This is a genomic window from Haloarchaeobius baliensis (assembly GCF_052060055.1).
GTDB lineage: Archaea > Halobacteriota > Halobacteria > Halobacteriales > Natrialbaceae > Haloarchaeobius > Haloarchaeobius baliensis.
Genome location: NZ_JBPPFR010000003.1, coordinates 215965 through 228794 on the forward strand (window position 1 = coordinate 215965; position 12830 = coordinate 228794).

13 protein-coding genes are annotated in these 12830 nt (G+C 68.7%); 4 read left to right on the forward strand and 9 right to left on the reverse strand.

Going from position 1 to position 12830, the window contains the following annotated elements; translation table 11 throughout:
- Positions 1–124 precede the first annotated feature (124 nt).
- Complete coding sequence (locus ACSG06_RS17815; RefSeq protein ID WP_440991638.1) at positions 125–1171, forward strand: WD40/YVTN/BNR-like repeat-containing protein; 1047 nt, start codon at positions 125–127, stop codon at positions 1169–1171.
- Positions 1172–1173: 2 nt separating this feature from the next.
- Positions 1174–1569: a DoxX family protein gene (locus tag ACSG06_RS17820; RefSeq protein WP_440991639.1), complete on the forward strand. Its 396-nt coding sequence runs from the start codon at positions 1174–1176 to the stop codon at positions 1567–1569.
- A 36-nt stretch (positions 1570–1605) separates the two neighbouring features.
- Here ACSG06_RS17820 and ACSG06_RS17825 read toward each other — a convergent pair whose 3' ends face one another.
- Positions 1606–1938 (reverse strand): DMT family transporter, encoded by a 333-nt coding sequence (locus ACSG06_RS17825; protein ID WP_440991640.1) that lies wholly within the window; start codon positions 1936–1938, stop codon positions 1606–1608.
- Between the two features lie 137 nt (positions 1939–2075).
- Between ACSG06_RS17825 and ACSG06_RS17830 the strand changes: the two genes are divergently transcribed.
- Positions 2076–2861: a TrmB family transcriptional regulator gene (locus ACSG06_RS17830; RefSeq protein ID WP_440991641.1), complete on the forward strand. Its 786-nt coding sequence runs from the start codon at positions 2076–2078 to the stop codon at positions 2859–2861.
- Here the strand turns inward: ACSG06_RS17830 and ACSG06_RS17835 are convergent.
- The 6 genes from ACSG06_RS17835 to ACSG06_RS17860 all read right to left on the reverse strand — a co-directional run bounded on the left by ACSG06_RS17835 (position 2858) and on the right by ACSG06_RS17860 (position 8047).
- Positions 2858–4156, reverse strand: a complete 1299-nt coding sequence (locus ACSG06_RS17835) for an MFS transporter (RefSeq protein ID WP_440992104.1) — start codon at positions 4154–4156, stop codon at positions 2858–2860. The genes ACSG06_RS17830 and ACSG06_RS17835 overlap by 4 nt on opposite strands.
- Positions 4157–4267: 111 nt before the next feature.
- On the reverse strand, positions 4268–5296 hold the full coding sequence (locus ACSG06_RS17840; protein WP_440991642.1) for an LLM class flavin-dependent oxidoreductase: 1029 nt from the start codon (positions 5294–5296) through the stop codon (positions 4268–4270).
- 58 nt (positions 5297–5354) lie between these two features.
- Positions 5355–5858: a DUF3592 domain-containing protein gene (locus tag ACSG06_RS17845; RefSeq protein WP_440991643.1), complete on the reverse strand. Its 504-nt coding sequence runs from the start codon at positions 5856–5858 to the stop codon at positions 5355–5357.
- Positions 5848–6816, reverse strand: coding sequence for a hypothetical protein (locus ACSG06_RS17850; RefSeq protein ID WP_440991644.1), 969 nt, complete (start codon positions 6814–6816; stop codon positions 5848–5850). Before ACSG06_RS17850 ends, ACSG06_RS17845 begins: the two co-directional genes overlap by 11 nt.
- 134 nt (positions 6817–6950) lie before the next feature.
- Positions 6951–7442 carry a DUF4870 domain-containing protein gene (locus tag ACSG06_RS17855; RefSeq protein WP_440991645.1) on the reverse strand — a complete coding sequence of 164 codons (492 nt, stop codon included), beginning with the start codon at positions 7440–7442 and terminating at the stop codon, positions 6951–6953.
- Positions 7439–8047, reverse strand: coding sequence for a hypothetical protein (locus ACSG06_RS17860; RefSeq protein WP_440991646.1), 609 nt, complete (start codon positions 8045–8047; stop codon positions 7439–7441). Before ACSG06_RS17860 ends, ACSG06_RS17855 begins: the two co-directional genes overlap by 4 nt.
- A 177-nt stretch (positions 8048–8224) precedes the next feature.
- Between ACSG06_RS17860 and ACSG06_RS17865 the strand changes: the two genes are divergently transcribed.
- Positions 8225–9703 (forward strand): AMP phosphorylase, encoded by a 1479-nt coding sequence (locus tag ACSG06_RS17865; protein ID WP_440991647.1) that lies wholly within the window; start codon positions 8225–8227, stop codon positions 9701–9703.
- Positions 9704–9742: 39 nt separating this feature from the next.
- Here the strand turns inward: ACSG06_RS17865 and ACSG06_RS17870 are convergent, their stop codons facing one another.
- Together ACSG06_RS17870 and ACSG06_RS17875 are read right to left on the reverse strand one after the other, a co-directional pair.
- Positions 9743–11356: an ATP-binding response regulator gene (locus tag ACSG06_RS17870; RefSeq protein ID WP_440991648.1), complete on the reverse strand. Its 1614-nt coding sequence runs from the start codon at positions 11354–11356 to the stop codon at positions 9743–9745.
- Positions 11343–12827 (reverse strand): PAS domain-containing protein, encoded by a 1485-nt coding sequence (locus ACSG06_RS17875; RefSeq protein WP_440991649.1) that lies wholly within the window; start codon positions 12825–12827, stop codon positions 11343–11345. The genes ACSG06_RS17870 and ACSG06_RS17875 overlap by 14 nt, the downstream gene beginning before the upstream one ends.
- Positions 12828–12830 lie beyond the last annotated feature (3 nt).

Below are 12830 nucleotides of genomic sequence, written 5' to 3' on the forward strand. Positions count from 1 at the left end.
CGCTGGGCCGCCCCGGCGACGGGCCACCCGTCGTCTGTCGTGCTGGAAGCCCCTTCGGGACCCTGCCACTTAGCGTTTTACAGCTTGGTAAAAACTTAATATGTGTCACAAACTCACACAGGGTATGTCACTGGTCATCGGGACGGACGACGGACTGTACAGGGCGGATGCCGTGCCGTTCGAACGCGATGAACTCGAACAGGTGCTCGACTGCGGGGTGGTCACGGCCGTCGAATCGTGGGCACACACCGACGGCGTGTTCGTCGCCTCCTCCACTGGTGCCTACCGGTCTCGCGACGGCGGCCACAGCTGGACGGACCTGGGGGTCCCACTCGGTGACCGCTTCTGGCACGCTGGCGAGAGCGAGGTCTGGTCCATCCTCGCCACCGCCGACGGGGCGGTGTACGCCGGCACGAACGACCCCTACATCTACCGGTCGGTCGACGACGGCCAGACGTGGGCCGAACTGAAGGGGTTCCGAGACCTTCCGTCGCGCGGCCACTGGGAGTCGCCCATCGACCCGCACTACGCCCGGCTGCGCGCCCTCGAAGCTGTCCCGGGCCGCCCCGACCACCTCATCGCCGGCGTCGAGGCCGGTGGCATCCACCTCAGCACGGACGGCGGGAAGACCTGGCACGACCGTCGCGACACCATCGTCGACGACGTGCACCAGGTCCTCCCCATCTCCGAAGACGTGTGGCTGGCGACGACGGGCTACCTCGACCACAACCTGGAGAACCTCGGGCTCGGCCACGCTGTCGGCGAGGGCGGACTCTGGCGGACCGTCGACGGCGGCGACTCGTGGAACCGCATCGACGCTGGGAACGACTACTCCTACATCCGCTGTGTGTTCGTCCACGACGGCACCGTCTTCTTCGGCGGCGGCGAGGAGGCACCACCGGCGTGGGTGAACGACGAGCACGGCGTGGCGCTGTTCGAGTCGACGAACTTCTGCCGCGATCTCGAGCGCGTGTCCTACCCCGGTGAACCGCACGAGGTCGTCGAGACGTGGGCCGTCCACGAGGGCGATGTGATCTGTGGTTCGGGGCTGTTCGACGTGCCCGACCAGCGCGACGACGTGGAGGGCCGCATCATGCGTCGGACCTCGGCTGGAGAGTACGAGACTGTCGGCCGCGTGAGCGCCAACGTCAGCCGCCTGGAGGTGGTCTGAGAATGGGCGACGCACCGTCCAGACTCGGCCGCACCCTGTTCAGCGCCACGCTCGCGTACATGGCCATCGACGGCTTCATCAACAACGACAAGCGGGTCGAGATCGCCGAGTCGAAGGGGCTCCCGATGGCCGACGTCGCCGTGCCGTTCGTCACGGGGATGCTGCTCGTCGCCAACATCGGAATCCTCCTCTGGCGCTTCCCCCGGGCGTCGGTCGGCGCCGTCATCCTCTTCTTCCTCGGGACGACGCCGGTCATCCACGACTTCTGGACGATGGAGGGGCAGGAACGGCAGGCGAACAAGGTGAACTTCTGCAAGAACGTCGCGCTCCTCGGCGGGGCGGTGCTCCTGCTCTCAGAGGCGGACGGAGACGGCGAGGGGGAAACCGACGACGAGTGAGCCTGCGACGATTGACGGGCGCCACGGATTCTTCCCTCAGTGTGCGGACATGTCCGAGAGGACGTTCACCGCGTAGACGCCGACGAGGATGCACAGGATACCGACGACGCCGGCGAGGTCGACGGGCTCCTCGAACACGAGGACGCCGATGGCCGCGACGCCGACGATGCCCAGCGCCGCCCACGTCCCGTAGACCACGCCGATGGGGAGCTCCTCCAGCGTGAGCGACACCAGGTAGAACGCGACGCCGTAGCCGACGACGACGGCGACGCTCGGGAGCGGCTTCGAGAACCCGTCGGACAGTTTGAGGGCGGTCGTCCCGAACAGTTCCGAGATGATCGCGACGGCCAGCAACACGTATGGATGCATGGTCGTCGGTCCCGCCGCGGTGCGTTTCACTGTTCCCGAATCTGGTGCCACTTGCAGTCTGTTTTCGGGGGTCCGGGTCGACGACCGGCCGTCGAAGCTCGCATCACTTTTGTCGCGCACCCGAGAAGCGCCCCGTGATGACGGAGCTCGGAGAACTCGGCCTGTCGAGCTACGAGGAGCAGGCCTACCGGACGTTGCTGGTGACCGGTGCGACGACGGCCGCCGACCTCTCCACCGCCAGTGAGGTCCCCCGTGGTCGCATCTACGACGTGCTCAACGGTCTGCAGTCACGCGGTCTCGTCGGGACGCAGTCGACGGAGCCGACCCGGTACCACGCGGTCGACCCGGACGTCGCCGTGGAGCGGCTGCTCGCCGAGCGGACCCGCGAACTCGCCGACGAGTGGGAGCGCTACCGGGGGGTCGCCAGCTCGGTCCGGTCGAACCTGCTCCCGACCGCCCCGGCCGACGCGAGCTTCTGGCTCGGGTCGCTCGGTGGCGAGACGATGCGGACCTCGATGGCGGAGCACACGCGGACGGCGACCGAGTCGGTGCTGGCGACGGTCGGGCCGCCGTACCAGTATGCGTCGTGGGAGACGCTTCGCACCGAGGTGGCGGCATTCCTCGACGGCACCGCGGACGACCTCCCCGTCTCGCTCGTCCTCGCCGAGGGGGTGCTGGACGTCCTCCCCGACGGCTTCCCCGACGTCGTCGCGTCGGCCCCGGGGAGCTTCGAGATACGAACCCATCCGACCGTCCCGGTCTCCTTCGACGTCGTCGACGGGGAGCTGGCGACGCTCGACGTCCCGCACCCCGTCCGTCGGGACGACCGCCTCGGTGTCGTCGGCGTCTCCGACCCCGACGTGGTCGCGGCGTTCGAGCGCGAGTTCCGCACCCTCTGGGCGGACGCGACACCGCTGCTCTAGGCGCCGTCGGTCGATTCGATACGGTCTCGCGTCACCAGCCCGAGCAGCACCAGTATCGGCACGAACAGCAGGCCCGCGACGACGAAGGGCGACCAGTACGCGATGGCGACGTAGAGCAGCCCCGCCGCCGCTGGGCCGAACGTCCGCGCGAGGCTGCTCGCGGACTGGGTGAGGCCGAAGGCGCCGCCCTGCTCGTCGGCCTCGGCGTTGAGCGAGACCAGCGCGTTCAGCGAGACGTTGGTCAGCGCGTTGCCGAACGCGAGCGGCGTCGACACGAGCGCCAGCGCGACCGCGCCGGATTCGACCGGTCCGAGCGCCGGGACGAACCCCCAGGAGAGCGAGAACGGAACCAGGGCGAGGGTCACGACCTGGATTGCTGCGCCCGCGATTGCGAGCCGGTACTCGCCGAAGCGGTCGGTGAGCGGGCCGATGAGTCCGCCCTGCACGATGGCGATGAGCACGCCGATGTAGGTCAGGAGGACCGCGTTCTCCGCGGTGCCGTACCCCAGCCGGTCGCTCGTGAGGAAGATGAACTGGCTCTCGAACGCCGAGAACGCGAAGGAGGCGAGGAAGAAGGCGACGACGAGCGACCCGATGTCGGGCGAGCGGACAGCGTCGTACAGCTGCCGGAGTCGGGACTCGCCCTCGCTCGTCGTCTGCTCGCGCCGCTCTGGTTCGGGGAGCACGAAGTACGCGAGGACGAGGTTCCCGCCGGTCAGGGCCGCCGCGGTGAACGACGGCATCGTGAACTCGCTGACCGGCACCACGGACGGGAGCACCGCCTCGAAGACGGAGAGCGCTTGCGGGCTGGAGACGATGCCCGCGATGGCGGGCCCGAAGACGAACCCCAGGCCGAACGCCGCCCCGAGGATGCCGAGCCCCTTCGCCCGGTCCTCGGGCGGAGTGATGTCCGCCATGTAGGCGTTCGCCGTCGCGATGTTACCACCCATCGCACCGGCGAGGGCCCTGGCGAAGAACAGCACGACGAGCCCGTTGGCCGCACCGATGGCGCTCCCGAGTTCGCCCGCCAGCCCGAACAGCGTCCACGCGAGCACGCTCCCGCTGAGCGACAGGAGGAGCACGGGCCTGCGGCCCCGTTCGTCGGAGAGCCGCCCCAGCACTGGGGCACCGACGAACTGGAACAGCGAGTACGTCGCGATGAGCAGGCTCCCGACGAACTCGTTCGCGCCGAAGAACTTCGCGTACAGCGGGATGACCGGGATGAGGATACCGAAGCCGAGCAGGTCGAGGAAGATGATGAGGAAGAGCGTGCCGACCACCCGGCGACGTGTCATGCCCGGGACGGGACCCGAGTCGTCGCCCGCGTTGTCGCCGTCGGAGTCCTCGTTCACGGACACCCGGTCGGACGCTCGGACGAAAGAAGTTCCGATGAGGTCGGTGCGGCCTCACCGTGGGTCGAGGTCGACCGCGTCCGCGAGCAGCTCGTGGGACCGGAGCCCGTCGTCGTGGTCGGCGACGACGTGCTGGATCATCACCTCGTCGACGCCGACGCGGTCCGCGAGCTGGTCGAGCAGCCCCGCCAGGGTCTCCGGGCTCCCGGAGATGGCACGCGGCCACTCGTCGTCGTCGAGCGTCGCCGGCGTCGGCTCCGGGACCCCGCCGAGTTCGTCGACGGCCTCCTCGACGGAGGGCGTGCTCCCCAGTTCGCCACGCCGGAGCCGCTGGTACGACGCCTCCGCGACGGCCCGCAACCGGGCCGCGGCCTCGTCCGTCTCGGCGCAGATGGCGTTCACGGCGACCATCCCGGTCGGTTCGTCGACTCCGGCGGCCAGCTCACCAGACTGGAACTCCTCGCGGTAGGTCTCGAACGAGTGCTCGGCCCACTGCGGACGGATGAACCCGGCGTAGCAGTACGGCAGCCCGAGTTTGGCGGCGATCTCGGCGCTCGACGGGCTGGAGCCGAGCAGCCAGGGCTCGGGTGACCCCGCGGCGGAGCCCGGGACGGACAGGTCGGCGTACTCGTGGCCCTCCGGGTAGTCGTCGTAGAGGTGGTTCACCACCGCCTCGACGCGTTCGCGATGGTCGCCGTCGGGGTCCTCCACGTGCCGGTCCGTCCCGAGGGCCCGGTCGCTCGCCGGGGAGCCGTTCGCCCGGCCCAGTCCGGCGTCGATGCGGCCGGGTGCGAGCCCGTCGAGCGCGCCGAACACCTCCGCGACCTTGAACGGGCTGTAGTGGTTCAGCAGGACGGCGCCGGAGCCGAGCCGGATGGTGTCGGTCTCGGCGGCGAGGTGACCGAGCAGCACCTCCGGAGTCGTCCCGGCCAGTCGCTCCGCCATCCCGTGGTGTTCCGCGACCCAGAACCGCTCGTAGCCGAGCCGTTCCGCCTGTGTCGCCGCCTCGACGGTGTTCGCGTACGCATCCGTCGCGGTTCCCCCGTCGGGGACCGGCGAGAGGTCGACGATGGAGAGGTTCATGCAGGCAGTCGGGGAGTCCGGCGGAAAACGGTTTGGCAACCAGCAGACGACGGTGTCCTCAGCCCCCCACGAACGACTTCAGGACCGAGCCGGCCCCGACGAGGGCGAACAGGCCACCCATACCGACCAGCTTCAACGGCGCGTTCGGCCGCTGCCTGGAGAGGTACGACTGCCCAGGGGCGTCGGGGTCGACGTACGCTGTCACGACGGACCCGTTCTCGAACGTCTCGAGCTCGGTTTCGGCGGCCGACCGCCGCTCGAACGTCGGCCCGACCGAGCCGGGGTAGACGTTGTGCGCGGTGTAGGACGCCCCCTCGTACCGGTACTCGTAGGTCACCCTCGGGCGGTAGTCGGGGGTGCCGCGTCGCTGCGGGACGCGCTCGATGGCGGTCTCGGTGACCGTGGCGTTCACCGTGGTCGCGTCCTGGAGCACATCCGACTGGCGCTGGTAGTCGTAGGCGCCGTACCCGAGAACCGCGCAGCCGACCAGGAGGGTGACGAACCCGCCCCGCAGCAGCCCGAGCTTCCGGCCCGCCGCCGAGATGTCCAGCTCAGGCGTCATCGTCGGTCCCTGGTTCGTAGTGCTCTCGATGGACGACGGTCTCGGTCCCGCCGTCGACGGCCGTCACGACCAGCTGGTCACCGGCGGCGTTCGCACCGATGGTCCCGGTGTTGCCGGCCCAGCTGGTGGTTATCGGCCCGTTCTCCTCCGTGTAGAACTCGAGCTCCATCCCCGCCACCGTCGTCTCGATGCGGACGGTGTCGGCGTCGACGCCGGGCGAATCCGTGAGCGCGACCCGGACGCGGATGCGGTCCGCTGCGGCCTCGCCGGTGGGTGACTCCGGCTCGACGTCCCACGTGACCGAGTCGACGACGTCGCCCGCCGTGTCGAAGATCTCGGGCTCGAACGACGCTCGTGGGTCCCCGCCCGCCCGCCGGCCATCCCCGACGAAGAACACGCGCCACTCGCCGTCCTCGGTCACGAGAATCCAGCTGTCCCGCTCTGCCTCGGTCAGCGGCTCCGAGCCGAGGTCGATCACGGCGACCTCGGCGGGCCCGATGCGGGCCCCCAGTTCGTCCTGGTCGAACCAGACGTCGACCGCGTGGAACTCGAGCAGGAACTCGACCGAGACGTCCGTGGTCACCTCCTGGAGCTCGAACCCGTCGACGGCCTGGTACACCTCGGTATCGAACTCCCAGTCGGTGTCGCGCCACTGGTCGGGGTGGAGGAGGCTCTCGCTGTGGGTGACCGCTGCGAGTGCGTCCATCTCACCCGCGGCGGCCGCGTCTATGTACTCACCGATGACGTCGCGCAGGTTGCCCCTGAGTGTCGCGGTCGGCGTCTGTGCGGTGTCTCGGGTCTCGTCACTGTCGTCGCGAGCGCCCGCCAGGGTGTCGTCGAGACAGCCCGCGAGGGCGAGGCCGGCTGCGGCGACACCAGCACCGAGGAACCGGCGGCGGGAAGCGGTCTCTGGTTCGTCGTCACGCTGCGGTCGGGACCAGTTCGGTCGGTCTACCATCGTGACTGGACCCAGCGCCGATGAATGGGTAAAACCGGGAGCAGATTTGGCGGACACCGGACGCGAATCGACACCGACCAGCGGCCGTTTGGCGGCCACCAAACCGATTCCCTACCGCGGTTCCGCCCGGACGGTCAGCTGGTCAGCTCTCGACCCCACGCGAGGAGGTCCGGGGCGAGCGGGTACTCCCACGGCGTCCCGAAGATCGCCTTCGCCATGCCCACCACCGAGAAGACCATGGTCAACAGCGTCAGGGCTGCCAGGACGAAGATGCCCGCGACAACGAGCAGGAGGAGCGCGAGGACGACCCAGTCGAACGGGGCGAAGTCGGGCAGTATCGCGTCGACCACGAACGTGAGGCCGAACCCGAACAGGACCGCTGCCAGTACCGACAGGTAGCAGAGGTGCCAGTTCAGCACGTTCCGGGCGTTCTCGCGGGTGAACGGGTGGTCCGTCGTCAGGTAGACGATGCCCGGCAGTGCCACCCCGGAGACCAGTCCGAGCGGGTGCAGGAAGATCCCGGTCAGCGTCCGTTCGGTCAGGAGGTTCGGCCCCGGCTCGGACTCCTCGTACTCGCTCGCGCTCGCGCCGTCCTCGTCGGTCGGCGGCTCGGTTGGTCGTTTCACTGTCGCTCATCCTCCCGGCCGTTCGACCAGGGTGCGAGCCCACCCGGGCCGTCCCCTCTGAGCTGGCGGGCGGTGCGCTCCGCGATCAGCAGCGCGAGACAGACCAGGAAGAGATTCCCCGCTGCCGCCCAGAGCCTCACACCGCTCCCGAGGGCGATGTCGACCGAGAGGACGGTCGTCACCGCGCCGAGCGAGAACAGCACGAGGCTCAGCTGGAACCCCGCGAGCACGAGCGTCCTGATACCGGCGGGGTTTCGCAGGCGGACGAAGTCGGTCACGGAGAGCGTGTCGAGCGGCGTCTCGTGGGCGAGCGCCTGCCGTCCCTCGGGTGAGACCGGCCATGCTGATTCGGGGTGGTTGATGTAGTACAGCGTGATGGTGTCCGGGTACGCCTCCGTCGAAACCACGTCCAGTTCTCTGAGTTCGTTGAGCCGGTTCCGTACCGTCTCCTTGCTCACGTCGGGCGTCACGCGCGCTCGGATCTGCTCCGCTGAGAAGAACGGCCGGTTGGCGTGGAGCATGGTCTCGACCACGTGTTCCTGCGTGAGCTTCTTCGTGAAGTCGTGGTCGATGCGGTCGTCGATCCATGGGGGGAGGGCCGTCATCTGTGTGGTACCTCGCCGTTTCGGTGAACGTGTTGTAAAGGGACGACCGGATTTTGTGGCCGCCAAACCCGAATACGTGGTGGTTTCGTTCGAGCACTGGGGTCGAGGTGTCGTGACGGGTGACAACCCGAGTCCTTCGCCCCATTCTTTCATTACCTCCTCGGGACTGTCTCCGATATGGAGCTCACCGCGCGCGAAATCGACATCGCGACCCCGACGCCGACGGTCATCCTCCACACCACCGACGCGGAGGAGCTGGGGGCACACCCGCTCGACCGCATCCGCATCCAGCGAGACGGTCGTACCTACACCGGGGTCGTCGAGACGACGACGGAGCTCGTCGACGAAGGGACGCTCGCGGTCACGAGCCGGCTGGGTCACGTCACCGGCCCGGTCGACGTCTCGCTCGCACCCAAACCGCGGTCGGTCGCACACATCCGGACGAAGCTCGAGGACCACGAGCTGGAACGACCGGACGTCGAGCAGATCGTCCACGACATCAACCGGAACCGCCTCACCGACGTCGAGCTCGGTGCTTACGTCGCCGGCCTCCACGCGAACGGTCTCTCCCACGAGGAGACCCGCCACCTCACACAGGCGATGACCGACGTCGGCGAGCGGATCGAGTGGCCGGAGCCGGTCGTCGCCGACAAGCACTCCATCGGCGGGGTGGCGGGCAACCGCGTGACGCCCATCATCGTCCCCATCGTCGCAGCCGCAGGCGTCACCATCCCGAAGACCTCCTCGCGTGCCATCACCTCGCCCGCGGGCACCGCCGACACGATGGCGGTGTTCTGCGACGTGGAGTTCACGACCGAGGAGATGCAGGCCATCGTCGAGGAGACCGGTGGCTGTCTGGTGTGGGGCGGCGGCGTCGACCTCTCGCCGGTCGACGACAAGATCATCCGCGCGGAGAACTCGCTCTCGGTGGACCCACCCGGGCAGATCATCGCCTCGGTGCTCTCGAAGAAGAAGAGCGCCGGCTCGAACCGGGTCCTCATCGACATCCCGTACGGCGAACACGCCAAGGTGACGAGTCTCGTCGGCGCCCGGGAGCTCGCCGAGGACTTCCGACTCGTCGCGGAGCATCTCGACCTCGATCTCGCGTGCACCATCACGCGCGGCGGTCAGCCCATCGGGGAGGGCATCGGGCCCGTCCTGGAGGCACGTGACGTCCTGGCGGTGCTCGACGGCGACGGTCCGCTGGAGCTCCGACTCAAGAGCGTCAGGCTCGCCGACATCCTGTTCGACCTCTGTGACGTCGACGCCGATGCGGCCGCCCTGCTGGACTCCGGCGCGGCCCGGGAGCGGTTCCGCGAGATCGTCGCGGCGCAGGGTGGGGACCCCGACATCGAACGCGACGATCTGGAACCCGGTGGACGCCGGCACGTCGTCACGGCGGGCAGAGACGGTATCGTGATGACCATCCAGAACCGCCACATCAGCGAGGTGGCCCGGCGCGCCGGCGCGCCCCGGGACCCCGGTGCGGGGATCAGACTCCACTGCCGCGAGGGGGACACGGTCGAGACGGGCGACGAGCTCTTCACGATCTACGCGGAGAAGGCGGGCAAGCTGACGGAGGCCGTCGAGTACCACGCCGACCTCGAGGCGGTCCGCGTGGGCGACCCCGACGAGGCGCTCAACGAACGGCGCTGAACTGGCTGGACGACACGGTCGAGCCCGAGGGGCGACGGGTCAGGCGAACTCGACGCCGGTGAACTCGAACCGCGCCCCGCCGCTGGCCGACTCGCACACGTCGACGGTCCAGCCGTGGGCGGCGGCGATCTGTTCGACGATCTTCAGTCCGAAGCCGGTCCCATCTGTCGTCGTCGAGAAGCCGGACTCGAAGATGCGGTCGCGTCTCTCGGCGGGGATACCGCAGCCGTCGTCGGCGATGTAGAACCCATCCCCGATGTCGCCGACCTGGATGGTGAGCAGGTCGTCGTCGCCGCAGGTGTTGCTACCGTCGGTTCGCCCGTCCCCGCATCCGTGCTCGACCGCGTTCCGCAGCAGGTTCTCGACGAGCTGGCAGAGCCGGCTCTCGTCACCGACGATGATCCGGTCGGTCTCGACGTCCAGCCTCGCCACCTCCGTCCGCACGTTCCGCCAGCACCGTTCGACCAGCACCCGCAGGTTCAGCGGCTCCTGGACACTTATCGTCTCGTTGGCGCGTGCCAGCGTCAGGAGGTCCACGATGAGCATCCGCATCCTGTCGTGTGCCATCGCGACCTCGGCCAGTGCCTCGCTGTCGTTCGTCTCCCTGGCGAGTTCGAGGTAGCCCTCCGCGACGTTGAGCGGGTTCCGGAGGTCGTGCGAGACGGTGGCCGCGAACTCCTCGAACCGCTCACCCGTCCGGCGGAGGGTCTCCTCGCGATGCTTCCGGCCCGTGATGTCCGAGATCGTCCAGAGACGCCCGTACCGGACGCCGGTCTCTCCGCGGACCGGGCCGGCGTAGACTTCGACGTGCCGGCCGTCGCGCAGCTCGTACTCGTCGTGGTGTTCCAGGGTGGGATTCGCGGTGAGGCGCACGGCCATCTGTCGGAAACGGGTGGACTCCACGACCGCCTCTGCAGCCGCCTCGAGGAGCCCAGAGCTGTCGATCCAGTCCCCGGGGCGGGTCCCGTGGAGATTCAGAAGCGCGAGGAACTGCGTGTTACACTCCAGAACGCCCCCGTCGTCGCCGACGACCGCCCGACCGTCGACCGTCGACTCGTTCATCGCGAGCAGGAGCGCCAGTCGGTCGAGCTCCGGGCCGGACGATGACGGGTCGACGGCCGTCCGTTCCACGGGGTCCTCCCGTCGGGGGGTACCGACACGGATCGCCTCGTGGTACGCGACCGCTCTCGTGATGCGATTCGCCAGCTTCGCGAACTGGGTCTTCCCGACGCCCTTCGTGACGACGTCCCAGACGCCCTTTTCGAGGGCATCACCGACGACCTCCTCGTTGCCGGTGAAGAGGACGAACGGCACCGACCCGTCCAGGGACCTGACGTGCTGCAGGAACTCGAGCCCGTTCTGGCGGGGCATCTCGTAGTCCGAGACGATGCAGTCCACCTCGTGGCTGGCCAGTAGCTGCACCGCCGCCGTCACGCTCGTCGCCTGGAGCACCTCGATGTGGTCGAACTCGCGTTCGAGCATCGCGGTCGAGACCGCGAGGAGGTCGGGGTCGTCGTCGACGTGCAGGACGCGTATCGGGTCGTTCCTGGTCGCCTGCGCCGCACGCTCGTTCTCTTCGGACGAGCCCCCGTCCGTCGAGTCCCCACCGTCGGTCGTCGCCTGCTCGGGCATCGGCGAGTCACTCGTCGTCATGGTCAGTCGTGGGCAGCGTAACCGAGACGGTCGTCTCGTCGGTCGAGTCGATTCTGATGGTCCCACCGAGGAGCGTCACCACCCAGTGGACGATCCACAGACCGAGTCCGTCGCTGTGATGCAACGGCGTCTCCTCTCCCTCCCGGAAGACCTCGACGAGGTCGCCGGGGATACCGGGACCGTCGTCCCGGATACGGACCTCCACGTGTCCGACCGTCTCCGGGGCGGCCCGAACGGTGACGGCCACCGTCGGTCGCTCGCTGTCGTTGTGGACGACGGCGTTCTCGAGCAGCTCGAAGAACGCCTCGTCGAGACAGTTCCCGACGACCTGCCACGGGCCGTCCTCGACGTCGAGGGTCAGCTCCGCCTCGGGATGCTGCTCCGCCATCTCCTCGAGCAGTGCAGTCAGCAGGTCGTCCACGAGCACCGGCCGGTGGCCCCCACGGCACCGGTCCAGGGTCCGCTCGGCACGAGAGACCGCGTCACCGAGCTTCTCGAGCTTCTTCGCAGCCGCCTGGATCTCCTCGAGCGGCGCCAGAATCTCGTCGTCCTCGGCGCGCTCGAGCAGGATGTCGGCGTACCCCTCGATGACGTTGATGTCGTTGGAGAGGTTGTGCCGCATCACCCGGTTGAGGACCGCGAGACGCTGCTCTCTGACCTTCTCGTCCGTGACGTCGGTCTGGAACCCGACGTAGTTCACTAGTCGGCCGTGTTCGTCGTACACGGGGGCGACCTCGACGCGGTTCCAGAACCGGGTGCCGTCGTGTCGGTAGTTGACGAGTGTCGTATCCACCGCACGCTCCTCCTCGATTCCCTCCCGCAGCGTCGTGACCGACGATTCGTCGGTCGCCGGTCCCTGCAGGAACCGCATGTTCCGACCGAGCACCTCGGTGCTGTCGTAGCCGGTGATCCGCTCGAACGCCTCGTTCGCGTACACCGTCGGGTTGTCCTCGCCGGTGGGGTCGGTGATGGTGATACCGACTGGGGCAGCGTCCATCGCTCGCTCCTTGCGCTGGAGCTCGGCGACCGTCTGCTCCAACGTCCGCTCTCGCTCGGCGAGCCTGGTGCTGGTCTCGCGACGCTGGAGCAGGTTCGCCAGTCGCGCTCTGAGGTCCGACTTCCTGACCGGCAGCTCCACGATGTCGTCGACGTACTGCCAGACCTCGAATCGCGAGCCGAGGGCGGACATGTCCTCCGCCAGCAGCAGTACCGGGAAGAACTCCCGCTCCGCCAGCTCCTTGCGTCGAACCAGGCGCTCGCGTTCCCGTCTGAACGTCTCCCCGTCGACGAGACAGCAGTCGACGGTGCCGTCGGCCGCCTCCGGCCCGCCACCGATGACGAGCTCGTAGTCGGGCTCGAGCAGCTCGACGAGCAACCGTCTGTCCTCCCCCTCCGTCATGAACAGATGGAGGCGGGGCGGCTGGTCGCCGTCGGCGGCGCCGACGTCCTGTGACGCGGTTGGCGGCGTCATGGG

Coding starts and splice junctions, on each gene's coding strand:
- ACSG06_RS17825 (WP_440991640.1), bottom strand. CDS start 1,938: ATGCATCCATACGTGTTGCTGGCCGTCGCGATCATCTCGGAACTGTTC.
- ACSG06_RS17870 (WP_440991648.1), bottom strand. CDS start 11,356: ATGACGACGAGTGACTCGCCGATGCCCGAGCAGGCGACGACCGACGGT.
- ACSG06_RS17860 (WP_440991646.1), bottom strand. CDS start 8,047: ATGACGGCCCTCCCCCCATGGATCGACGACCGCATCGACCACGACTTC.
- ACSG06_RS17845 (WP_440991643.1), bottom strand. CDS start 5,858: ATGACGCCTGAGCTGGACATCTCGGCGGCGGGCCGGAAGCTCGGGCTG.
- ACSG06_RS17830 (WP_440991641.1), top strand. CDS start 2,076: ATGACGGAGCTCGGAGAACTCGGCCTGTCGAGCTACGAGGAGCAGGCC.
- ACSG06_RS17815 (WP_440991638.1), top strand. CDS start 125: ATGTCACTGGTCATCGGGACGGACGACGGACTGTACAGGGCGGATGCC.
- ACSG06_RS17850 (WP_440991644.1), bottom strand. CDS start 6,816: ATGGTAGACCGACCGAACTGGTCCCGACCGCAGCGTGACGACGAACCA.
- ACSG06_RS17840 (WP_440991642.1), bottom strand. CDS start 5,296: ATGAACCTCTCCATCGTCGACCTCTCGCCGGTCCCCGACGGGGGAACC.
- ACSG06_RS17835 (WP_440992104.1), bottom strand. CDS start 4,156: ATGACACGTCGCCGGGTGGTCGGCACGCTCTTCCTCATCATCTTCCTC.
- ACSG06_RS17820 (WP_440991639.1), top strand. CDS start 1,174: ATGGGCGACGCACCGTCCAGACTCGGCCGCACCCTGTTCAGCGCCACG.
- ACSG06_RS17875 (WP_440991649.1), bottom strand. CDS start 12,827: ATGACGCCGCCAACCGCGTCACAGGACGTCGGCGCCGCCGACGGCGAC.
- ACSG06_RS17865 (WP_440991647.1), top strand. CDS start 8,225: ATGGAGCTCACCGCGCGCGAAATCGACATCGCGACCCCGACGCCGACG.